This is a genomic window from Gracilinema caldarium DSM 7334 (assembly GCF_000219725.1).
Lineage (GTDB): Bacteria > Spirochaetota > Spirochaetia > Treponematales > Breznakiellaceae > Gracilinema > Gracilinema caldarium.
Genome location: NC_015732.1, coordinates 1689412 through 1711383 on the forward strand (window position 1 = coordinate 1689412; position 21972 = coordinate 1711383).

At 44.1% G+C, this 21972-nt stretch carries 21 protein-coding genes; 2 read left to right on the forward strand and 19 right to left on the reverse strand.

What is annotated here, in order from left to right:
• Positions 1 to 7 precede the first annotated feature (7 nt).
• Positions 8 to 2191: a FecR family protein gene (locus tag SPICA_RS07590; protein WP_013968946.1), complete on the forward strand. Its 2184-nt coding sequence runs from the start codon at positions 8 to 10 to the stop codon at positions 2189 to 2191.
• A 101-nt stretch (positions 2192 to 2292) separates the two neighbouring features.
• Here the strand turns inward: SPICA_RS07590 and SPICA_RS07595 are convergent, their stop codons facing one another.
• The 14 genes from SPICA_RS07595 to SPICA_RS07660 form a co-directional block, all read right to left on the reverse strand.
• Positions 2293 to 3216, reverse strand: coding sequence for a tetratricopeptide repeat protein (locus SPICA_RS07595; protein ID WP_013968947.1), 924 nt, complete (start codon positions 3214 to 3216; stop codon positions 2293 to 2295).
• Positions 3217 to 3219: 3 nt separating this feature from the next.
• A complete protein-coding gene (locus tag SPICA_RS07600; protein WP_013968948.1) occupies positions 3220 to 4281 on the reverse strand; it encodes a uracil phosphoribosyltransferase in 1062 nt (353 codons plus the stop codon).
• Between the two features lie 11 nt (positions 4282 to 4292).
• A complete protein-coding gene (locus SPICA_RS07605; protein WP_013968949.1) occupies positions 4293 to 4805 on the reverse strand; it encodes a hypothetical protein in 513 nt (170 codons plus the stop codon).
• Positions 4806 to 4816: 11 nt separating this feature from the next.
• Positions 4817 to 5950 carry a tetratricopeptide repeat protein gene (locus SPICA_RS07610; RefSeq protein ID WP_013968950.1) on the reverse strand — a complete coding sequence of 378 codons (1134 nt, stop codon included), beginning with the start codon at positions 5948 to 5950 and terminating at the stop codon, positions 4817 to 4819.
• Positions 5947 to 7065 carry a flavodoxin-dependent (E)-4-hydroxy-3-methylbut-2-enyl-diphosphate synthase gene (gene ispG, locus SPICA_RS07615; protein WP_013968951.1) on the reverse strand — a complete coding sequence of 373 codons (1119 nt, stop codon included), beginning with the start codon at positions 7063 to 7065 and terminating at the stop codon, positions 5947 to 5949. Before ispG ends, SPICA_RS07610 begins: the two co-directional genes overlap by 4 nt.
• A gap of 122 nt (positions 7066 to 7187) precedes the next feature.
• Positions 7188 to 7613 (reverse strand): ATP synthase subunit K, encoded by a 426-nt coding sequence (locus SPICA_RS07620; RefSeq protein ID WP_013968952.1) that lies wholly within the window; start codon positions 7611 to 7613, stop codon positions 7188 to 7190.
• A gap of 27 nt (positions 7614 to 7640) precedes the next feature.
• Positions 7641 to 9488 carry a V-type ATP synthase subunit I gene (locus SPICA_RS07625; RefSeq protein ID WP_169311865.1) on the reverse strand — a complete coding sequence of 616 codons (1848 nt, stop codon included), beginning with the start codon at positions 9486 to 9488 and terminating at the stop codon, positions 7641 to 7643.
• A gap of 8 nt (positions 9489 to 9496) precedes the next feature.
• Complete coding sequence (locus SPICA_RS07630; protein ID WP_013968954.1) at positions 9497 to 10099, reverse strand: V-type ATP synthase subunit D; 603 nt, start codon at positions 10097 to 10099, stop codon at positions 9497 to 9499.
• Positions 10100 to 10112: 13 nt separating this feature from the next.
• Positions 10113 to 11411 (reverse strand): V-type ATP synthase subunit B, encoded by a 1299-nt coding sequence (locus SPICA_RS07635; RefSeq protein WP_013968955.1) that lies wholly within the window; start codon positions 11409 to 11411, stop codon positions 10113 to 10115.
• Between the two features lie 14 nt (positions 11412 to 11425).
• Positions 11426 to 13186: a V-type ATP synthase subunit A gene (locus SPICA_RS07640; protein WP_013968956.1), complete on the reverse strand. Its 1761-nt coding sequence runs from the start codon at positions 13184 to 13186 to the stop codon at positions 11426 to 11428.
• Positions 13183 to 13788, reverse strand: coding sequence for a DUF2764 family protein (locus tag SPICA_RS07645; protein WP_013968957.1), 606 nt, complete (start codon positions 13786 to 13788; stop codon positions 13183 to 13185). The genes SPICA_RS07640 and SPICA_RS07645 overlap by 4 nt, the downstream gene beginning before the upstream one ends.
• Before the next feature lie 3 nt (positions 13789 to 13791).
• Complete coding sequence (locus SPICA_RS07650; protein WP_013968958.1) at positions 13792 to 14406, reverse strand: ATP synthase subunit E; 615 nt, start codon at positions 14404 to 14406, stop codon at positions 13792 to 13794.
• 17 nt (positions 14407 to 14423) lie between these two features.
• The gene (locus SPICA_RS07655) at positions 14424 to 14786 is read right to left on the reverse strand and encodes a hypothetical protein (protein ID WP_013968959.1); all 363 of its coding nucleotides are present in this window, start codon (positions 14784 to 14786) and stop codon (positions 14424 to 14426) included.
• A gap of 57 nt (positions 14787 to 14843) precedes the next feature.
• Entirely contained in the window at positions 14844 to 15875 is a 1032-nt protein-coding gene (locus tag SPICA_RS07660; protein ID WP_013968960.1) for an aldose epimerase family protein, read from the reverse strand.
• 148 nt (positions 15876 to 16023) lie between these two features.
• On the opposite strand from SPICA_RS07660, the gene SPICA_RS07665 reads away from it, so the two are divergent.
• Positions 16024 to 16512 carry a J domain-containing protein gene (locus tag SPICA_RS07665; RefSeq protein ID WP_013968961.1) on the forward strand — a complete coding sequence of 163 codons (489 nt, stop codon included), beginning with the start codon at positions 16024 to 16026 and terminating at the stop codon, positions 16510 to 16512.
• Here the strand turns inward: SPICA_RS07665 and SPICA_RS07670 are convergent.
• From SPICA_RS07670 to murG, 5 genes are read right to left on the reverse strand one after another with little or no spacing between them, the layout of a single operon-like run.
• Positions 16509 to 17876 (reverse strand): sigma-54-dependent transcriptional regulator, encoded by a 1368-nt coding sequence (locus SPICA_RS07670; RefSeq protein ID WP_013968962.1) that lies wholly within the window; start codon positions 17874 to 17876, stop codon positions 16509 to 16511. The two genes, SPICA_RS07665 and SPICA_RS07670, sit on opposite strands and share 4 nt — an antisense overlap.
• Positions 17873 to 19090 carry a two-component system sensor histidine kinase NtrB gene (locus SPICA_RS07675; protein WP_013968963.1) on the reverse strand — a complete coding sequence of 406 codons (1218 nt, stop codon included), beginning with the start codon at positions 19088 to 19090 and terminating at the stop codon, positions 17873 to 17875. The genes SPICA_RS07670 and SPICA_RS07675 overlap by 4 nt, the downstream gene beginning before the upstream one ends.
• On the reverse strand, positions 19091 to 20389 hold the full coding sequence (locus SPICA_RS07680) for a DNA polymerase III domain-containing protein (RefSeq protein WP_013968964.1): 1299 nt from the start codon (positions 20387 to 20389) through the stop codon (positions 19091 to 19093). It abuts the gene before it with no gap.
• A gap of 3 nt (positions 20390 to 20392) precedes the next feature.
• Positions 20393 to 20878, reverse strand: a complete 486-nt coding sequence (locus SPICA_RS07685) for a CvpA family protein (RefSeq protein ID WP_013968965.1) — start codon at positions 20876 to 20878, stop codon at positions 20393 to 20395.
• Positions 20878 to 21969 carry an undecaprenyldiphospho-muramoylpentapeptide beta-N-acetylglucosaminyltransferase gene (gene murG / locus SPICA_RS07690; protein ID WP_013968966.1) on the reverse strand — a complete coding sequence of 364 codons (1092 nt, stop codon included), beginning with the start codon at positions 21967 to 21969 and terminating at the stop codon, positions 20878 to 20880. The genes SPICA_RS07685 and murG overlap by 1 nt, the downstream gene beginning before the upstream one ends.
• Between the last annotated feature and the right edge of the window lie 3 nt (positions 21970 to 21972).

The following is a 21972-nucleotide window of genomic DNA, read 5'->3' on the forward strand; positions in this document are numbered from 1 at the left end:
GGATAGTATGGTAATTAAATATAATCGTTATTTGTTACTATTTTTTATAGTATTATTGTACAGTATAAATTTTGTATGGGCTCAATCAGGACCAAAAGCTCTTTTAATGTACGCTGATGATGACAGCCTTATCCAAATAATTACTAAGACAGGTGTCAGTCGTAGCGTTTCTATTGGTGATGAAATCCTACCAGGAGAAACGATTAAGACATTAGCAACAAACGCAGAATTAAAATTGGATCCTAACGGAAGTATCATCAAAATCGCAAGAAACACCAGCTTTAAAATAGAAGGACTTGCGGGCTCTTCTGGAAAAGATACCAATGAGTTTGCCCTAGTAAGTGGAAAAATCCGTACTGTTGCTGCAAAAACAGCTGGAAGTAATAAATATCAGATAAAAACCCCCTCTGCAGTATGTGGTGTACGAGGTACAGACTTTAATATGCTCGTAATTGAAGGTGCCCGAGATGCGGTATACGTACAGAGGGGCTTAGTAGAATTTGCAAGGACCCTTGCAGATGGCACTGTACAGCCAATTCTGGTGGGAGCAGGTCAATTTGCTGATGTTTTTGGTCCTAGTTTTATTCCATTCACATTTACTCAAGAACAGCTCGCTCAAGAATTTGTAGATCTTGATGAATTTAAAACCGTCGATCCATTATCGGTTCCCCAGAATGAGGATTCCAAATCATCTAACCAAGAAGAAAAGCCAGCAGAGGATGCCAAGAGCACTACCAACGATGCAAATACTCAATCAGAACAAAAATCTACTGCATCTGGTAAAAAAGCTTCAGCGCAGGAATCAAAAATGATGGCTTGGCTTGGTGATATGCTGGGCTTTGAAATTGGTTCAGTTGTCATCGATGGGAATACCTATTCTAAAGCTGTAGTTCAGCCAACCTTTAATATGGGTAAATTCAAAATCGCTCTCTATTTACCCATTATTTATACTAACGATCTATTTAATCCAGACAGCTGGTATCAGCCTAATGGTAATAATGAATGGTCCTTTGGATCAGAATACTGGGGAACAAATTATACTAAAGGGGCTCAAGATGCATTGCAAGATTTAGCATTAAAAATTCGTTATATTGAATATGGTCAACCCATGGTAGATCCTGTATATCTGAAAATCGGCAATCTTTCAGATATGACTATAGGGCATGGGGTACTCATGCGTAATTATGCCAATAATGCAGATTTCCCATCTATAAGAAAAGTTGGTGTTAATGCAGGATTTGAAGGCAAAACCTTTGGATTTGAAGGGATTGTAAACGACCTTGGAAAACCAGAAATATTTGGTGGAAGATTAAAACTATCTTTCATTGGTATAAGTGCTATTGCAGATATTAATCCAGTAGGCGCTCTAACAGATCAAGAAAAAGAACAAATAGGAGATCCAATGATTATTGGGTCAGCTTTTGATATTGATATTCCTATACTTAAATTAAGCGCATTTAGCCTGAGAGCATTTGCCGATGTAGCAGCTGTAGCTCCGTATAATCGAGTAGACACTGGACAACTTAGTTCTGGTTTCCAATATCAAGCTATTTATGATGATTCCTATGGCAATAATTTTAATGCCTTAAGAAACTATGGGGTTATTTCTGGATTCATGGGTAAATTCATCTTTGTAGATTGGCGCTTAGAATATAGATATTACCGGGGAGCCTATAGACCAACCTTTTTTGATGGCACCTATGATCGGAATAGAGTAAAATATGCTAAGGCCTTCTATGATTTACTTACTACAACAAACCCATCTAACGATGTAACCGTACATGGCATTTATGGTGAAGCTGGATTTGACCTCTTTAGAGATAAGATCCAATTTACTGCGGGGTACATGGTGCCCTGGAGTCCCGATAGTTCTGCATCATGGAGTTATATTTCGCAACAAGACTATATTCTTGCTAAACTAGTACTCAAAAAAGGCCTCGTACCTTTCTATGATATTTCTGGATCATTAACCTATGCACATACGGGTTTTGCCTACGCCTTAAGTAGGGATAATGCTCTGGTTAATGAAAATACCATACTTACAGGAGAAGTTGTTATTCCAATAGCAAGTACTGTTGATTTTGCTATTCTGCTTACTAATAATGCGGTTTATACAGTCGATCCTACTTTAGCAGACCCAGAATATACAACCAGTCCGTCTCTTACCTTTGAAACCAGAATTCATTTCTAATCGTTTAGGATAAAAATATTAAAAGATAAATGGGGATTCCTTGAGTTCTTCTTGGATATCCCCTTTATTCTTTTAATAAAATCCGAAATCTGTAACATAAATTAATACTTTTTTTCATGGTCTTTATTATCATAGAATAAAGTCTGAAGTGTTCGTTTTTGAGTTTCTGTTAAACGAGTGTCAGCAAGCAAGACATCAAATTGTTCCTTATTTTGATAACCTGCTGAAAGAGCTGATTCAATATGTTTAAATCCTTGGTTATCCAAAGGGTCCGCGAATATGATAAGCCGACCGATACGAAAATCCACCTCACCTTTTTGTAAACCAGCTAACTCTTCCCGATTCGTTTGTTTAATTTTTTTTAATGCTTCTATTGCACGACTATACAATGCAAGTTGCTCTGCAACTTCTGCATATTCTTTAAGAATTTGTGGATCATCGTTTTTTTTAAGCCATTGTGAATAATGATCAATCGCTTCTGGGTATGCTAGCATTTTTTCTGTTCTTGCAAGAAGAAGTAATGCGTCTTTATCATTACCATCATCGGCCTTCATTTCTTTTAATAATTGATAGGATTCTGAATACTTTTGTATACCATATAACACGAGGGCATATCCATATTTGCTTTCTTTGCTTTCAGGAACTAGTTCAATTACCCTTCTATAATACAGTTCTGCCTTTTCAAAATTTAAAGCCTTCAGATTTGAAAAAGCAGCAGCCTTAAGTAAAATAACATTATCCTTATCTTTGTTTAGTAAGATTTCAAAGATACTAGCTGCTTTTGTATACTTTTGTTGCTGGAAAGCAATTCTCCCAAGATAATACATGGAAGCATTCTTTGTTTTTGAGTATTTGCTTGCTTTCTGAAACCAAATTTCAGCTTCTGTATATTTACCTAAATCATAGTAAGCTTTTCCTAGAGAATATAATTCTTCTTCAGATATAGATGCTGGCCCAGAAACACAGGATAGTACGAGTAAATATACAGCAATTATACATGTAAATCCAAAATAAGCAGGTTTCATGCATTAACCAAGCACAGTATCCTCAATTTCTCGCAATTGGGATCGATAGAGATTTGCAATATTAGATCCATAATCTGCAATAAGCTGCATAATATTTCGAGGATGGTCTTCACCATCTTTCCCATTTATTCGGTCTCCAGCATCCCCAAGCCCTGGAAGTATATATGCGGCCTCATTTAGTACTGGATCCATCCAAAGTGTGTAGACTTTGCAGTTTTCAAGAGCCCGTACAACTCGCAATGCACCCTTTAATGCAGATATTACATTAAAGAATTGAACAGATCGTGGTTTAACTCCTTGATCAAGCAGGTATTTTACAACAGTAACAAGACTGCCGCCAGTGGCATTCATGGGATCAGCGAAAATAAGATCTTTATCATTTAATTTTTCTAGATCAAAATAAGATTTTTCTAAATCCAGGATATATTCCATATCATTTTCGTGTTTAGAGTCATCCCGTTTTATTTTAAATAACGCAAAGGGAGTTACATAACCATGGGATGAGTATTCCTGTATTTCCTTTGACATAATCATAGAGGGAAGCAGGGCACCCCGCAACATAACACACATGACGGTATTTTCAATTTTATCATCAATATTTGGAATCTTATGTACTGCATAATTTTGTACCGGAACAGTAACAGGAGTTTTTACAATGAGATAGTTCTTGCTTGAGACCTGGGTACCCGCAAAGGCCAGCTTAAACAGCATTTCATAGGCTCTTTGTATATAGTATACAAATTCCTGTCCACCAGTCCGAACATCCCTGAGTTTTGCTATAAGCCGAGATGCTTCAGGATGACTTTCTTGAGGCGTAAGAAAAGAATATACATGAATACCCTTTTCTTCCTTACATATATCCTGCATCATTCGGCCCATTTCATTATATAATTCAATCAGGTTCTGTTCTTCCCGATGCCGTTCAGCGGTTGATTTAGTAGTAGAAAGAATACTAAATGAAAGCATGACCTGACGGAACAAGGAATCCATGGTAGCAATATGGTTTTTATCGCTTTCTGTTAAATAACCATCCAGGTCTTGTGCTTTTAAGACAATCTTATTCATCTCCAACCTCCCTATTTTTTCATCCAATACCGTACCCCCAATTCTGCGGCAAAATATAAATCAGGGAATTTAAGGTCCGGTGAGATGGATAACCCAATAGAAGGATCAAGGGCAAGAAACATTTCGTATTCTTTATTGATATGCCATGAAAGCCCTACAGGAAACCGGACACCAGCGGCTGATAAAAAATCACCATTAATAGTTCCCATATTTAGATAGCCACCGATTCCAAAATACCAATCTAAATTAAAATCTTTTTCGGTTACTAGATCCTGATCAATTATATATTTATCGCCAGTTATACCAAATGCAATATTATCATTATGAATTCCCAGATATGCGGCCCAAAAAATGGGAATTGTTGGTAACTTAAGACTAATTCCTAAATTAGCTCCTGCCCCATCAATACCAAAATTACTTCCAAGGACACCACCAATACCTGTTCCTTTGTCGTGATCAGCAAAAACAGATGGTCCCAGTATGAGCATAATGATACATGCCAATAAAGTGGTTCGTAATTTCATACATTATCCTCCTAAGGTCGTTCATTAATTGGTTCTATATAGGGATTTTTCAATTGCATCTGAGATCGTTTTTGCCATTCGCTTGTTCTGGTATTTTTTGATAGCACCGTCCATAAATACATTGCTGTACTTCGCCGTCCTGTTGCATATAATGCTGCAGCTAAATAATAGTTAGTTTTATAATAATCTACATCTTGTATATAAGTTTCAAGATCTGAAAATCGGACGAGCCTATGTATTAAGTCCAAGTAGTCATTAAAAACAAAACCATATTCACGAAGCTGATATTCTTTTATCAACATAGAATTCTGAATAAGAAATGCATAGGTTAGATGTTCAATCGATTTATCATACCGACCTGTTGCGTAATAATAGAATCCAAGTATCCGATGAGCTCGTTCTGCTTGTGTATCCTCATGTCTATAGAGTGTAAGAAAGCGGTTTACCCCATCATCGATTAAGGTTCTAAACATCGCTGTTCTCATAAAGGATTCGGAACGGGAATCACCATTCCAGAGGCTGTCCTTTGATACAATTTCTATTAATGTTTTTTCATATTGGGGATAATTACCGAGGATATGATACATATCAGCAATTTTATATTGTATTTGGGTCGTAAATTCTTCGTTACCAACAATATGCTGCTGAGAAAGGGCTCTCATATATTGCTGTAGTGCAATAGCAGCTTCTCCTTCTTCCCGATACACTTCACCAATCCAATATTCCGCTTCAGGATACAAACGTAATATATCAAATAATGAAATTATTTTTTGTGCAGAATCTTGAATTATCGATTCAGGAAAATGATAATGTATTTCAGATAAAATATCAGAGATCCGCTTATTAGGTCTATCTTTTAAATATAATGAAATCTTATTGATAGAATCTCCTAATACTCGGACTTCGTCTGCTGAAAGGAACTCTATAAAATCTTTTTGCATCCTCAAATACAATTCATTTCTTGTTCTTTTTGCATCCTCAAAGGCGATAAGGGCTTTCCCGTACGTCTTACTACGATAGTATTGTTTACCCCTTTCCAGTAACAACCAATAGGGTTCACCGTTTGTTTGTGCAGATAGTGGCAGTACGGTAATGTTGATGAACAGGGTGCTTACTACAAATAAGATTACACCTCGATATTTCATAACTTTTCCAGCTCTTCTTTGAATGCCTGGTCTGCCTCAGTAACAGCGACAGTTCGAACAATGTTACCGTGTCTAAAAATGAGAACCTTATTACCCGCACCAGTGATACCAATGTCAGCATGGCGTGCCTCACCGGGACCATTAACAGCACACCCCATGATGGCCACTGTGATATCTTTTTTCATCATATAGAGGGTATCACGCCACCGTTCAGTAAAGGCATGGGTATCGAAACTGTTTCGACCACAACGGGGGCATGATACGATAATAACTCCCTGTCCGTTTACTCCCTTGCCACTAGAATCAGCCACTGCGCTAACAATTTCCCGCCCCGCAATGACTTCGTTTTCCATCGTATCCGACAGGGATACCCGAATCGTAGCGCCAATACCTTCCGCTAAGAGGGTATGCAAAGCAATAGAATTGCGAACGATACCTGGTATAAGGGGACCTGCTTCAGTCACCCCTAGATGAAGGGGCACATCGGTTCTTTTAGCAATCAGGCGGTTAGCTTCCAATGTATCATAAATAGAAGAAGCCTTCATGGATAAAAGTACATTTTTAAAATTCAGGGTTTCAAATATTTCCAATTCCCGCTCCGCAGTGCTTACGAGAGCTTCAGCCCGTGTCATTTGTTGTTCGTCTACAGCTTTTCGCAGATCTGCTGGCAAGCTTCCTGCATTAATTCCAATTCTGATAGGAACTCCCTTTTCAGCAGCCTTAGCTGCAACTGCTTTAACCTTATCAAGGGAGCCGATATTACCAGGATTTATCCGTATTTTAGCTATAGGGAAATCGAGACAGCGAAGGGCAATTTTATAATCGAAGTGGATGTCTGCGACGAGGGGCATGGTTACCCGCTTGGCAAGTTCACCCAAGACATCCGCAGCAGCTAGATCAGGTACTGCAAATCTTAAGAGGCTGCAGCCAAGTTTCTGCAGTTTATCAATCCGCGTTTCTATATGTTTACCCGATTCACCCTGTAAAGATGTTTCATCGAGCCGATCCTTCCACATGGTTTGAACTGCCACAGGATAGGCACCGCCTACCAGCACAGAAGAAAGGTGGTCAAAACCACCAATTTTTACAACCCGGACCATTTGATTTTGTTTCATGAGTTTCCACAACAAAATACGGAGAATCCGGTTCCTCAATGGCTTCTAAAGCGTTAATGTTTAGAAACCTTTTACAGCAATCATGCTGCCGGGTTCTCCGTTGCTCCGTGGAAGGTAACCGCTTAACCAGCAATACCCAAGGAGAAAACCATCACAAAGAGGGCTACGGTTTCGATAAGACCGACGACCAAAATATAGTTACCAAAGCCCTGTCCGGTTTCAGCAAGAGCATCGGAGGCATAAGCTGCAGCCTTGCCCTGATACAGAGCAGAAGCACCCATGGCAAGCCCAGCAAAAAGTCCAACTGCGAGCTTACCAACTCCATCGAGCCCCCCGCTGCGGATTGCGTTCATCAATATAAAACCATAAATGGTTTGAGTAAGCGGAGCGCCGGCAAAGGCCACTAACAGGAATGGTACAGGCTTATTCTGCAGAAAACACTTTTTCCAAGACCCAATTGCGGTCATACCGGCAATACCGGCTCCCAGTGCAGAACCAAAAGCTGAAAGACCCAATGCAGCAGCAACGCCAATCATTCCGATATCCATAATCTTCTCCTTATCATGTAATATGCCCTATTGCTGGGCTGTTTCCTTGACAGCAAAGGGCGAATATTTGACACCAGACCATTCCATTCCGAGATGGCCGGAGTATTCCAACATATTAAGCCGTACACCATGAACGACTACCGAGAGAGCGCTCATTGCCAGGTTTAATCCATGACCAAAGAACAGAATTAACGCTCCAGCAAGGATTCTGACCATACCGGCGGGAAGCCCAGCAGCCATGCCATTAAAGCTTTCAGCAATGGCAAATCCTGCAAGTCCAACCGCAAAGAGACGGATATAGCTGATTATATCAGAGAAACTTGAAACTGCAGACAGGAAGGTGGGCAGGAAGTTGGCAAAGCTTTTAAGAATGTTTGCTATAAAATTGCCTCCCTTCTGTTCAGCAAAAACAAAATAGGTTGCAAGGCCTCCACCAATCATCCAGATTGCAAAGGGTGGTACGGGAAAGGCGGTTTTATCGAGAACCAGGTTCAGAACGAGGAAATAGAGGCCCAATACCATGGAAAGCCATCCGAGCTGTGCAAAGGCGGTCAGCGATGGCAGGGCTTTTTTAATATTCTTCATATGGGCCCATACGAGCTGAACTGTTCCAATGATAAAGCAAAGGTGCTTTATGTTTTGCTGAACGAGCCGGGCAGCTTCCTTTGGTGCTAGTGAAGGATTTGGTCTGAAGGGTGGTATTACCAAAGCTTTCAGGAAAGCGGGAAGGCTGTCATAAGGCAAGGCAAACCAGGTTCCGTTAATGGCACCCCATATAATAGTAACCGAAGAAAGCAATAGTAATAACAGAATTCCGTCTGCGAATTTGCCGGTCTTCTTTTTTCCCTTAAAACCAAAATAGAGACTTAAAAGGAGAATTAGGACACCATAACCTGCATCTCCAATAATCATGGCAAAAAATAGAGAGAAAAATACGAGGAATGACATACTAATGTCATATTCGTGATACCCCGGGACCGTGCCTAAGAGGTCAAATATGGGCTGTACAATCCGAATATAGGCCGGATTTCGTACAAGCGTAGGCGGCCTATCTCCTTCATTGGGGTCATCGATAATGAGTGCCCATCCATACTCTGCGGCGGCTCGTTTCAGCTTACCCGCTGCATCAGCGGGAATATACCCGGTGATCCAGGAAATTGCCAGTTCCGGTGGGGTGTCCTCTGTAACTTCCATACTGGCCTTGGCGGCTTCAAACTCTGCCTGTTCGTTTAACCTCTGGAGTTCCCGCTCTATGAGATACATCTGAGAAGAAAGCTCTGAGAGTTTCTTTTCTATATCGGCGATGGTTTGTTTACGCTGAGCAATCCGATTTGAGAGAGCAGAATATGAAAGTTCAGGCAATGCAAAGGGCTGTTCGCCAGGGATCGGGTCCCCTACCACAACACAGCGTACGAGGGTCTTATCTTCAGAAAGAACTATTATAGAAACTGCGGGATCAAGCTTCTCGTACACCTTTTTAGGCAGTTCATAGGGGATAAGCGTAATACCCTGCTTTCTTAGGTCTTCCAGGCTAGCCGGTTCAAAATCACCCCAGGCTGCGATTCTATGTAATTCCTTTATGTCTGCTGCAAGGAGCTCCTGTTCCTGTTTTTTCTGATCAGCTAAACGCAGAACCTCCTGTATCAGTGCAGCGGGCTCTGTTTTTTGAACGATACTGGTATTGGTTTCTTCCTTAGTAGCGGCATTACGAAGTATTCCCAATGCATGTTCAGCCTGAATTTTTAGTTCCATAACGCTGCTGAGCCCATCGGAGCTAACATTTTTACGTTCCAGATGAACCACTCCCAGCTTTCGTAAGGCCTCCAGTGAGGCTTCCCGTTCACGATCAAAAACAACAAGAGCGACCTTTTTCATTGGTACAATCATTCTGCGGCCCTCTCCATTCCACGTTTGGCAATTTTGCCTCGTACCACTGCTGCGGTCTGTTGATCACCCAAATAGACCCTTATTTTCTTAATGTTTGCCTTGGTCTCGGGAATCTTAACCTTTTCAAAAAGATTAACCCGCTGGGTTGTGGTACGCAGTTCCCGTTCAAGCCGGCGTTGCTGCTCTTCCAGGGTTTTGGCTTCCAGGTCGAGAAGCAGCACCTGCCGCATCCGTTCCACCGCCGTATCGAGCCACAGGGGCGTCCTGAGGAGGTCATAGGGTTGCACCTCGAATTCGGCCCCCTTAAAGACGGGAATTTCAACACCGGCAATGTTCCCTGTTTCTATTCTTAAAGAAGTCACAGACAGCAGTTCCGGGGTAAAGTAGCCCTGCTCACCAAAGACGGCTATCCAGGACTTAAACTGTTCATTCACCCTATCCTTTTCGGCTATGAGGGTACGGATCCGGCTTTCGGTGTTCCGGATTTCCATTTGGAGCTGTTGTTTTTTAAGCATGAGCGTCGGAAGATAGCGCTGATACATTTTCAGTGCATCCTTCTGTTTTTTCAGCTCATTCTTCGTAAGCTTAATCTTAGCCATAGCTCCTCCGGCCTTAAGCTTTTTTCGGCCAGTATGTATTGATGAGTTCGGTTCTTAATCCCGTTTCTTCGGGGGAGAAACAGGAAGCAAGGATTTCCCAGCCCAGGTCAAGGGCCCGTTCCAGGGGGATGTTAACCGAAAGATCCATCATTTCTTTTTCAAAGAGTTCGCCGTATTTCAGAAGTTTAGAGTCCCAGTCGGACATCATAAAGCCCATGGCCTTCTTTTCCAGGGTATCCTTATAGGCGGCATACAATTTAATCATACCGTCCATAAGCGCTCGATGGTCTGGTCGGGTTTTACCGTTAACCTGCTGTTTCAAACGGGAAAGGGATCCGAAGGGTTCGATACGGCCATTTTTCAAGTAGTACTGGCCTTCGGTAATATACCCCGTATTGTCCGGCACCGGGTGGGTTACGTCGTCACCGGGCATGGTGGTAACACCAAGGATGGTGATGGACCCGGCGGTATCAAAATCGACGGCCTTTTCATACCGGGCAGCAAGCTGGCTGTAAAGATCACCAGGATAACCACGGTTAGAAGGTACCTGTTCCTGGGTAATGGCGATTTCCTTCATGGCATCGGCAAAGTTGGTCATGTCGGTAAGCAACACCAACACATCCTTGCCCTGAAGGGCGAACTGCTCTGCCACTGCGAGGGAAATATCGGGGACCATAAGACATTCAACCACAGGGTCTGCCGCGGTATGTACAAACATGACGGTCCGGGAAAGGGCGCCCCCTTCTTCCAAAGTATCCTTAAAGTAAAGGTAGTCGTCGTATTTGAGCCCCATACCGCCCAAAATAATGACATCGACTTCGGCTTGCATGGCGATCCGGGCCAATAGTTCATTGTAGGGTTCACCAGAAACGGAGAAAATCGGGAGTTTCTGTGAAACCACCAGGGTATTAAAGAGGTCGATCATGGGGATACCCGTGCGGATCATCCGCCGGGGAATGATCCGTTTGGAAGGATTAACCGAAGGACCGCCGATGGGGATTAGGTTTTCCTTCATTTCCGGTCCCTTATCCCGGGGCGCGCCGGATCCGGTAAAAACCCGGCCCATTAAGTTTTCTGAGAAGGAAACCCGCATGGGGTGTCCCAAGAATCGAACCGTATCGCCGGTAGAAATACCGCGGCCGCCGGCAAAGACTTGCAGAGATACCAGGTCATCCTGCAGACGGATTACTTCTGCCAGGGAAGTTCCAAAAGTAGTATCAATTTCGGCAAGGTCTCCGTAGCGTACATCCGTTGCACGAACGGTAATGACGTTACCGGTAATGGATTCTATTTTACTGTATACCTTTTTCATTTCGCCACTCCGTCCTAAGCAAGAATCTTTTCCGCGTTTTTATCAAGACCCGCGGAGCGTTCGGAAACTGCATCCAGAATTTCCTTTTCCAGAGCTACAAAACGTTCGCTCTTCCATTCAGAACCATTGTAGTCCAGGAATTTCTGCCTGAGCCGGTTAAACCAGCTTCGGGCATCTTCCTTGTCTTTAAACTTAAACTGGGAAGCAAGAATGTTCAGCAGTATGGCAAAGACATGTTTCTGCCGTTCAGGGCTGACCGCCGCATCGACCGCATCAAAGGAGTTTTGCTGGAAATATACAGAATCGAGGAAATTACCCTTTAGATAGATGATAAAGTCATCCAGACTGGTGCCTTCCTCACCAACAACCTTCATCATCTGTTCTACTTCACTGCCGCGGAACATAAATTTATGGGCATAGGCAACTTTTTCTGAGTCAATGATACCGCGATATTTGGACCAGGAATCCAGAGGATGAATAGCTGGGTACTTGCGGGCATCGGAGCGTTCACGGGAAAGGCCATGAAAGGCGCCGACAACCTTAAGTGTTGCCTGGGTAACCGGTTCCTCAAAGTTACCCCCTGCGGGAGATACGGTACCACCGATGGTTACAGAGCCGGTGCGGCCATCCTTTAGCCGGACAATACCAGCCCGTTCATAGAAGGCGGCAATAACCGATTCAAGGTAGGCCGGGAAGGCTTCTTCACCGGGGATTTCCTCGAGCCGGCCTGACATTTCACGCATAGCCTGGGCCCAGCGGCTGGTAGAGTCCGCCAGAAGCAGTACATGGAGTCCCATCTGGCGATAGTATTCCGCCAGGGTTACCGCCGTATATACCGATGCTTCCCGGGCGGCTACGGGCATGGAGGAGGTATTACAGATAATAATGGTCCGTTCCATGAGGGATCGGCCCGTTTTGGGGTCCAGCAGTTCAGGGAATTCCTTAAGGGTTTCTACAACCTCACCGGCCCGTTCACCACAGGCAGCGATGATAACCACATCCACATCGGCGTGGCGGCTCGTGATCTGCTGAAGTACTGTCTTTCCGGCTCCGAAAGGACCGGGAATACAATAAGTGCCGCCACGGGCTACAGGGAAGAAGGTATCGATAAGTCGGACCTTGGTGACCATGGGGTCCACAGGCTTCAGCCGTTCAGCATAGCAGTCGACCGCCCGTTTTACCGGCCACCGGAAGGACATGGCTACGGGGATTCGGTTACCCTTGCCATCGTCCAGTTCAGCGATGGCATCCCGTACGTGGTAAGTTCCCTTTGGTTTGATAGAAGCAACCGTATAACGGCCATACATGTTAAAGGGAACCATAATCTGATGGGTAAAGGCTCCCTCCGGTACGGTACCCAGGGTGTCTCCCCGCTCTACCGTATCGCCGACCTTGGCAACAGGGGTAAATTCCCATTCTGCATCCAAAGGAAGGGCATCGAGGTAAATTCCCCGTTCGAGGAAATAGCCCGCTTCTTCTGCCAGCTTTGGCAGGGGGTTTTGCAGACCATCAAATACCTGGCCAAGCAGGCCGGGACCAACCTCTACAGAGAGCATATCACCGGTAAATTCGACCATATCACCGACAGCGATTCCCTTGGTCATTTCAAAGACCTGAAGGAAGCAAAGATCGCCCCTGATACGGATGACTTCACTTTTTAAACGTTTATCTTGAACCTTTACATAGCCGACTTCGTTCATCGAGACAATCCCGTCGAAACGAACACCGACCATATTGCCATTAACGGCTACTACTGTACCCTTAGTTCCGATCATTTCGGTTCTCCCGCATATATTCTAGATTGAGCTGCATCCATAATGGAGGCATAAAGCCCCTGATAAGCTTCAAAACCTTCATCTACCTTGAATTTCTGTTTCCGTTCCAAAAGCTGAAGTTTAAGATAATAAGCATAGACCGTATCCCGGCCAAAATAATCGAAGCCTTGCAGGGATTCGATAGCGGACCAACGGGCCCGGTCCAGGAATAATTCAGCCTCGAGAGGTGACTCTATGGCAACCGCTTGTTTTGCAACCATTGTAGCATCCATTGGATCTGCCGGGGCATCTGCAAGAAATTGTTGTTCCCGTTTAACATGCTGAAGCCTAAGACGCGCAAGATGAAGCCTCAGAGCCCGTTCCCAAACCCGCCAGTTATCCAGTAACGAAGAACCCAGGCTTTCAGGCATCAGCTGAAAACCCTGTCCGAGGGAAAGGGGTTGAGTTCCTTCCGGGTCCAGACGGCAATATTGAAGCAGAGCAAAGTCCTGGGCTGAAAGAAAGGTCCTGCACAGCTCTACAAAGTCCTTGATTTCAATGGCCGCCGAAACACCGTAGGAGAGGGATGGCAGCTGTGAAACCAGATAATAATAGGCTCCCACGATTTATAACCCCTTTACTACCGACTTAAGAAGCTCAGAAAGGCGGGGATTAAGATAGGCTGACATAAGCTCAGCCACAGCCTCTGCAGAAAAATCATAATAGGCAGAACCGTCTTTAGATGCGATGCGGAACCCCGCCGAAAGATTTCGGTCCGATTTTAGTTCAACACCCTTTGCAAGTTCGGAAGCAAGTTTCTTAGTAAAATAGCCCTCAAGCCGCTGTAGGGCATCATTCTGAAGAAGTATTGCCAGATTATCGCTTTCTTTTTTAGCCCATTCGCTGACAATTTGGGGAATTGCGGTCTTAAGGGCTTCATCATCGAAGGCGGCGGTAACTTCCCGTTTTACCACCGCATCCAGAAGTTTCTGGATCTCGGCCTGAAAACTGATAATAAGGTTGCGGGCGGCCTGCTCAATCGCGGCGATACCTGCTTTTTCTGACCGCTCCGCATCCCGTTTCCCGGCGGTTACAATTGCATCAGCTTCTTTTTTTGCAGCTTCTACTAGCTTTCGAGCCTCTGCATGGGCTTCCTGAATAATAGTTTCAGCCTGGGCAGAGGCAGACTCAACTCCGTCTTTCTTTATTTTATCAATCAGTTCCTGCAGTTGAATATCCATAGACTCCTCTCTTAGTTTTAGTTTGTTCGCTCATTCACATATCGTAAGACCTTGAGAAGTTTACGCTTTGCAATCTGGTAAACCGCTTCGGGGTCTTCGTATTCCAGTACCTTCTTTTGTATCATGGCATCTACAGCAGCGGCAAGTGTATCTACATTTTCATATGTATCAATTTCTATCAGATCAAGGGCTTCCAGAGCCTTGCGGATACCATTTAGCTCCCGTTTCAGCAGAGCTTCGTTTTCATGATAGACATAGTTGGTTACATCATTTTTTAATAAACGTCGTTCATAGAGGTTTTTTAAATCTTCCACATCTTCGAGACAGTCTTCCAGTTCGGCCTTAAGGATTTTCATGAAGAGCCGCTTGCGTTCTGGCATACAGGACCTCCCTGCTGGTTCTAGTGTAATGGTATCATGGGGCTTTTTCAAGCAGGCTTACCATTCAAAACTAAAGACTGCTTCTTCATGATATTTACGGTCTGGACCAAAAATACAGGATGGGAATTCAGGACGATTGGGGCTGTCGGGATAATGCTGTGTTTCCAGGCAAAAACCGGCATGTTTTATGTAGCGTGAGCCAGATTTTCCAGCCTCACCATTGAGAAAATTCCCTGAATAAAATTGTACCCCTGGCTGGGTAGTAAAGACCTTCATAAGCCGTCCGGTAAGGCCTTCATATACTTCCGCACAGGGACGTAGTTTGCCCAGCTTTCCATCAACCACATAACAATGATCATATCCTCCAGGAACCTGGGCAATATCACGGCCAATAGGTTTGCGCTGCAAGAAATTAAAGGGAGTGTCCTGTACCGGCACAAGATTTCCTGTTGGTATGAGCTGTGTATCGGATTCCACGATATGAGATGAGAAAAGGGTCAGCTCATGGGAAAGAATATCTCCCCAACCTTCTCCCTTAAGGTTAAAATAAGCATGATTGGTAAGATTGATGGGAGTAGGCATATCAGCTTTCGCCTTGTATTCACAATGGATTTCATTGTTGTTATTCAGGGTGTAGGTGACCACAGCTTTTACTGTACCGGGGAAGCCTTCCTCACCATCGGGACTCTCCAGTTCAAAGCGGACTGCAACAGCCCCCTTTTCCTCATAGGCTTCAGCCTTCCAGACCCGTTTATCAAAGCCCCGACGACCACCATGAAGGGTGTTTTCGCCATCATTTTTATATAAAGCATAGGTAGAACCATTGAGGCTGAATCTCCCCTTTGAAATACGATTTGCACAACGACCCACAGTTACACCAAAAAAACTGGGATTATGGGTATATTCAGTTAAAGTTGAATATCCTAATAGAACATCATCTTTTTGTCCTCTTTTTGATGGTACATAGAGGGACACCCAGGTCGCACCGTAAGTGGAGAGGGATAACTGAATTTCTCCCGCCCTAAGAGTATACAAATCTACCGTTTCACCATGAGATAGTACTCCGAAGGTTTTTTTATCAATTTTCATATCCATCTCCCATATCTATATTTTTTGAACGATTTGACTATAGCAAATCATCATGAGAAAAATCAAGTACGTATAAGGGGGACTAAGCAACAATTTTGCATTACCCTTGCATTGATAGTATCTTACAAAATGAGGTAAAATACCAGATATGGACAAATTTTTTGACCGTTTGGGTGAAGTTCTCAAAACTTTTCTTGATGAAGATTCTGATCGGCTTTTTAGGACTCGGCAAACAAGGAGACCCTTCAGTGATCCCGATCTGGATGCAGCCTATGATGAATTAGAAGCATTTCTGAATTCAGGAAAGATCGATAATAAAAACAACCATGCCTGGGCAGACTATCAAAGGGGGACTGATGATTTTCATAGCCAGGGTTCAGACAAGCAATCGTCTCGATTCAAGCAAGGTCCTGCCATACCAGAGAGTTTGCGAAAGGATTTTGAAGAATTGGGGCTCCCCTTTGGTGCAAGCGAAGAAGCATGTAAGGCAGCATATAAACGGCTTTTAAAGATTCATCACCCAGACCGCCATGCAGGGCATCCGGGAAATATGAAAAAAGCCACAGAAAAATCTGCCCGTATTAATGCAGCATACCAGAGGATAGAAACCTGGCGTCAGACCGGCAAGGTTGATTAATCCTCTGCTTCATCCCCGCTGATATCACCCCATTCGGCAAGTTTCCGGTGCAGAGTTTTCCGTCCAATTCCCAGGACTTCGGCGGTCTTGCTTTTATTTCCCTTGTAGGCGCTTAAGGTTTCCCTGATGATAATTTTTTCTGCTTCTTCCAAAGGGATACCAAGAGGAATATGAATCGAAGTTGATTCAGAGGATTTCCGCACTGTAGGCGGCAGGTCGTCCAGGGTTATAACTGAACCCTTCGCAAGGACCACCGCGCTTTCCATACAGTTCCGCAGTTCCCGCACATTGCCAGGCCAATCATAACCGTAAAGGGCTGTTCTGGCTCGGGGATCGATTCCATCTATCTGTTTATTGTTTTCTTTGGCAAATTCCTTAAGAAAAGCTGTGGCCAGCAGGGGGATATCTTCTTTTCGTTCCCGCAGGGCTGGAACATGGATGTTTACCACGTTGAGCCGGTAATAGAGATCTTCCCGGAAGGTACCCTTTTCTATTTCGGCTTTCAGGTCCCGGTTTGTGGCAGCCACAATCCGTACATCGACCTCCAACGTTTCTTCTCCGCCGACCCGTTCGAATTTCTTTTCCTGGAGGACCCGTAATATTTTTATCTGCACATTCTGATCAATTTCGCCGATTTCATCGAGGAAGAGGGTTCCCTCATGGGCTAATTCAAAGCGGCCCCGTTTCCGGCCTACCGCCCCGGTAAAGGCTCCCTTTTCATGACCGAAAAGTTCGCTTTCCAGGAGTGTCGCTGCCAGGGCTGCACAATGGACCTTGATGAGGGGCTTGTTTTTCCGGGGTGACAGTTCATGGATTGCATTGGCCACCAGTTCCTTGCCAACACCGGATTCACCGGTGATTAACACCGAAGCCTTGGTGGGGGCAACCTGCCTGATCGTGTCGAAAATCTTTCGCATGGCAGGGCTGTTGCCGATGAACATTTCGAAAGTACGATTATGTTCCAGTTCTTCTTCGAGCCGGCGGTGCTGTAATACTAATTCCCGATTCTGCAGAGCCCGTTTTACGAGGAGGGAGAGCCGGTCCAGATTGAGGGGCTTGGTGAGAAAATCATAGGCCCCATTCCGCATGGCGTCCACCGCATTTTCCACGGTGCCATGGCCGGTCAACACGATCACCGGTACACCGGGACTTTCGGTGTTTATTTTCCGAAGCAGTTCTTCACCACTCAAACCGGGCATACGGAGGTCGGTGATAACGAGATCGATATCGCCCTTTTGGAACCGTTTATAGGCCTCGTCCCCATCGGCGGCTACCACCACATCGTGGCCTTCGAGCTGGAGGGCTGCGGCAAGGCCTTCGCGGATATTTTTTTCATCATCTACAACAAGGAGTTTAAACTTCATGGCTGATCGCCCCCATAGGCAATAAGTTTTGTTTCTTTCTGAGGAATTGGCAGGGTAATCATGAAACTACTCCCCTCACCTTCCTTTGATTTTACTGTTATTTCACCCCGGTGTTCTTTAATTATTTTAAAGACCAGGGTGAGTCCTAAACCGGATCCTGTTTCTTTCGTCGTAAAGTAGGGTTCGAATATTTTTGAAAGATTTTCTTCGCTAATACCTATTCCCGTATCGCTAATATAGATATGCACCTCCGAGCCCGTGCTTTCGGTTTTAATCGTTAAGATGCCGCCTTCGTTCATAGCAGCAATAGCGTTTTTAATGAGATTTAGCAGCGCCTGTTTAATATACCGTTCATCATAACAAAGGGTTGGCAGTTTTTCGTCCAATTCCAGGACGGTTTGGATATGGTTTTCTTCCAGTTCATAGTGGACAAAGTCCACCAACTCATGGATAAGGCTATTGAGATTTCCTTCTCTTAGTTCCATATTCATCGGGCGAACGGCAAACAGAAAATCAACGACAATCCGGTTAAGCCGGTCAATTTCTTCGTTGACCACCGCCAGGTATTTTTCGAGGAGATCAAAGGGGGCTGCTTGAATTGTTACCGGTTCGTGGTTTTCAGGTTCGTCGGAACAGGCAGCCCGGCTTGCCTGCAGGGCTTTCTGAATCAGCTGAATATGGATTGAAATAGAACCCAGCGGATTTTTTATTTCATGGGCCACACCGGCAGCGAGGGTTGTAAGGCTCGCAAGGTTTTCCGCCCGTCTGAGCCGGGCTTCTTTAGCCCGTTTTTCGGTAATATCTTCCACATGGATGAGCGACCCCGTTACACGCCTGTCTTTTACAAGGGGTAAAACACTGATTGCCAAAAGCCGTTGAATTCCCTTCACTTCCACATCAAATTCCCTATCTAATACCCGATCGCCTTCAAGAAGGGTTCTTTGCAGGAAATCTGCAATACGATCATCGGCTATACTGGACCAAATGGGCCGTTCCAATTGATCATGAAATACCAGCGGAAGAAGCCGTTCTGCGGATTTGTTCACTAAAATCAGATTAAAATCCGCATCACAGACGAGAAGCCCCTCCGCAAGAGAATCAAGAACCGATTCAAGCCGTTCATTTTCTGCAGCGGTTCTGATAAGCAGATCCGTAATCTGCTCAGCAGTCATTTTAGGTAATTTTTTAAGGGCCCGTTCAATAAAGGTTCTCATTTAGATAGCTTCCATCATCGAAATAAACAATCGCTCCAGACTGCTTAATGGACTCAGATTGTAGGTCGAAACTGCATTGTCCGCTTCCTTAATTTGGTCTTTCCACATAGATATGAGGGCGGTAAGCTCTGGTTTTGTATGATATTGCATCAATAATTGACTACAGAAAGCTGCGACTTCTTTTAAAAAGTCCGTAAACAGGAGGGACATAGAAAAATTATCCAACTCTTTCATCAATATGAGCAAAATAGAACGGACTGAAGCATTCTCAATACCTTCAAAACCAGGCAAGTGGTGACTGAAATTTTGTAAAATCACAAGGATCTCTTCGTGTTGAACTCTTCGAGCCTGTCGAGCCTTCTGGATAAGGGCAAACATAAATAATCCTGCAGTTCGTGTAATATGTTCGGAAGAAATAGGTAAAAAGGATTCAAGATAGGTTTCTAGAATCGAACTTGTTGTTGTTACTTCTTGATTATTAGTATCCTTAAATACCCGCCTAATTATTTCTAGCTCGGTTTGCAGGTTTCTCTGTTCAAAAGCATAGGATCTCAGACGGGACCGAATGGTCGGCAACAGGGCTGATTTTTTAGTGGTACACATGACAATTTGGCAGGACTCTGGTGGTTCTTCCAGAATTTTGAGGAGCGCATTCCGAGCAGCATCCTGCATACGGTCTGCGTTTTCAATTACTAATAGCTTTCTTCGCCCCGATGGTGCAAGCCTAGCCCAATAAGCGGACCGGCGGATTTGAAAAATAGGGATCGTATCGGATATCCCCTCCCGCTCTAGCTGAAAGGCATTTTTTACGATCGTTGCAGTGAGCTTTTCACGCTCTTGTACATCAACCTGAAAAGAACTGAGCTCCTCGATGAATTCGTTACATTGGGTGATGATTGGTGCCAATTTAGTAAGCCGTGACTCTTCGCCTTCCCAGAGCAGAGGATTAAAACGATGCAGCAGCTTTCTGACTGAACGGAAAAATAACAATTTTGCCGCAGATTCAGAATCCCTGAGGTATGCCGCAGATGCAGCGGCAATTTCTGCAGAAAAGGCTCTGCTTCCCAAGAGAAGAAGATCCGGATGATGCAAGTGCCGATGTTTTACACATTCACTACAGGTGCAATTCCATGGGGCTCCTTCGGTAAGGCAAGAAAGGGTTCTCCCCAACTCCAGAGCGGTGGTTCCCTTTCCAGATGCTGGCGGGCCTTCGAATAAGATTGAAGGCGGTAATGAGCTATTTTGAAGATCTAGAATAAGTTGATGTACCGCAGGTTGACCAAGTACATTCTCAAACATGTTTTAAGCCCCCAGCTTGACCGGTGAATTCCGTTGGAGCTCTCCAATAAGAGGCAGCAATATGTGATAAAACCAACTCTTTTCAAGTAAGACTATAGCGTTAAACAGAGGTTGATAAACTAGTACCAAAAGAATTATCGAAATGATAAGAACCCCTTCTACAAGTCCCAACATAAAACCAGCAATATGATCTAAAGAATCCAGGTTAATCCGCTCTACAAGATCTTTGATCATTGCTTCGAGAAGTTTAATGACAAGAAAGGTTATAAGAAAGAGTACTATAAAGGCGGTTAGTTCTGGAAATAACGTCAATCCAAACTCCGTACGTAACAATACAGCACCATTTTTAAACAACAAAAATCCTACAATGAGCCCTAGTACAACAGATGCTACGGACATAAACTCCTCTACAAATCCCCGTAAAGTACAACGTAATACAAAAAGTATGAGAAGAGCCCCAAAGATAATATCGATGGTTGCGATATTCATTACGAACCGCCTTGGATATAATGAATAATCTGTTCAGAAATATAATGGGCCGCATTACTAGAAGCTATTTGCTTTGATGCCTCCGCCATAGCAATTCTTCGTTTTTCATTTTGTGCAAAGGCTTGAACCCGTTCGATAAGCTTATCTGCTGTAACATCTTCCCCGATCAGAACCTCCGCAGCACCGGACTTCTCAAAATAACGAGCATTCACCACCTGATCTCCCCGAGTACCTGAACCTGCCAGAGGAATAAGGATCATCGGTTTTCCTGCAGTTGCGGCTTCCCACACAGTACCAGCACCACTACGACCGACAACAAGTTCTGCCGCTGCAAGCACATGGGGTAGTTCATCTTTAATATATGGATAGGGTTTATATCGATCAGAGGGAAGCAGCCGAATGTCCTGATTCGGTCCAGTTTGATGAACCACTACATAGGTTTTGACAAGTTCTGATAAAGTTGCTTCTATGAGCTCGTTAACCTGCCGGGCGCCCTGACTGCCACCGAGAACCAGCAGTATACGGGCTGTTGCTGAAAGGCCTAAAAATTGTCTTCCCAGTGTTGGATCTCCAGCATAAAAGGATGCCCGTACGGGATTTCCCACCGTTTGGGCCTTTTCACGGTATTTTACACCTAACATCGAAATAGTATCCGAATAAGCTGTAAATATACGCCTCGAAAAGGGAAGATTGAGCTTAGTTGCCAACCCAGGGGTATAATCCGATTCATGGGAAAAGACTGGGATACCTAAAGAAGCTGCTGCAGCACAGGGTGGAACACTTACAAAACCGCCCTTAGAAAAGAGAAGATCCGGCTTAACCGATGCTAGTATCTTCCGAGCAGCAAAAAAACCTCCTGCTATATTAAAGAGATCTGTTACATTTTTTAAAGAAAAATAGCGTCTCAGTTTACCTGTTGGGATCCCATAAAATTCAATTCCCGCAGATTCAACAATCTGACGATCCATCCCCTCTTTATTACCAATCCAGATAATATGACAAGGTATTTGTTTTTGCAGTTCTTGGGCAATTGCAATACCTGGATAAATATGTCCGCCGGTACCACCACCGGTAAAAGCAATTCGATACATATA

Bases quoted from the DNA above. Each gene is read 5' to 3' on its own strand.
- SPICA_RS07590 (WP_013968946.1), top strand. From the start codon at position 8: ATGGTAATTAAATATAATCGTTATTTGTTACTATTTTTTATAGTATTA.
- SPICA_RS07595 (WP_013968947.1), bottom strand. From the start codon at position 3,216: ATGAAACCTGCTTATTTTGGATTTACATGTATAATTGCTGTATATTTA.
- SPICA_RS07600 (WP_013968948.1), bottom strand. From the start codon at position 4,281: ATGAATAAGATTGTCTTAAAAGCACAAGACCTGGATGGTTATTTAACA.
- SPICA_RS07605 (WP_013968949.1), bottom strand. From the start codon at position 4,805: ATGAAATTACGAACCACTTTATTGGCATGTATCATTATGCTCATACTG.
- SPICA_RS07610 (WP_013968950.1), bottom strand. From the start codon at position 5,950: ATGAAATATCGAGGTGTAATCTTATTTGTAGTAAGCACCCTGTTCATC.
- ispG (WP_013968951.1), bottom strand. From the start codon at position 7,065: ATGAAACAAAATCAAATGGTCCGGGTTGTAAAAATTGGTGGTTTTGAC.
- SPICA_RS07620 (WP_013968952.1), bottom strand. From the start codon at position 7,613: ATGGATATCGGAATGATTGGCGTTGCTGCTGCATTGGGTCTTTCAGCT.
- SPICA_RS07625 (WP_169311865.1), bottom strand. From the start codon at position 9,488: ATGAAAAAGGTCGCTCTTGTTGTTTTTGATCGTGAACGGGAAGCCTCA.
- SPICA_RS07630 (WP_013968954.1), bottom strand. From the start codon at position 10,099: ATGGCTAAGATTAAGCTTACGAAGAATGAGCTGAAAAAACAGAAGGAT.
- SPICA_RS07635 (WP_013968955.1), bottom strand. From the start codon at position 11,411: ATGAAAAAGGTATACAGTAAAATAGAATCCATTACCGGTAACGTCATT.
- SPICA_RS07640 (WP_013968956.1), bottom strand. From the start codon at position 13,186: ATGATCGGAACTAAGGGTACAGTAGTAGCCGTTAATGGCAATATGGTC.
- SPICA_RS07650 (WP_013968958.1), bottom strand. From the start codon at position 14,406: ATGGATATTCAACTGCAGGAACTGATTGATAAAATAAAGAAAGACGGA.
- SPICA_RS07655 (WP_013968959.1), bottom strand. From the start codon at position 14,786: ATGCCAGAACGCAAGCGGCTCTTCATGAAAATCCTTAAGGCCGAACTG.
- SPICA_RS07660 (WP_013968960.1), bottom strand. From the start codon at position 15,875: ATGAAAATTGATAAAAAAACCTTCGGAGTACTATCTCATGGTGAAACG.
- SPICA_RS07665 (WP_013968961.1), top strand. From the start codon at position 16,024: ATGGACAAATTTTTTGACCGTTTGGGTGAAGTTCTCAAAACTTTTCTT.
- SPICA_RS07670 (WP_013968962.1), bottom strand. From the start codon at position 17,876: ATGAAGTTTAAACTCCTTGTTGTAGATGATGAAAAAAATATCCGCGAA.
- SPICA_RS07675 (WP_013968963.1), bottom strand. From the start codon at position 19,090: ATGAGAACCTTTATTGAACGGGCCCTTAAAAAATTACCTAAAATGACT.
- SPICA_RS07680 (WP_013968964.1), bottom strand. From the start codon at position 20,389: ATGTTTGAGAATGTACTTGGTCAACCTGCGGTACATCAACTTATTCTA.
- SPICA_RS07685 (WP_013968965.1), bottom strand. From the start codon at position 20,878: ATGAATATCGCAACCATCGATATTATCTTTGGGGCTCTTCTCATACTT.
- murG (WP_013968966.1), bottom strand. From the start codon at position 21,969: ATGTATCGAATTGCTTTTACCGGTGGTGGTACCGGCGGACATATTTAT.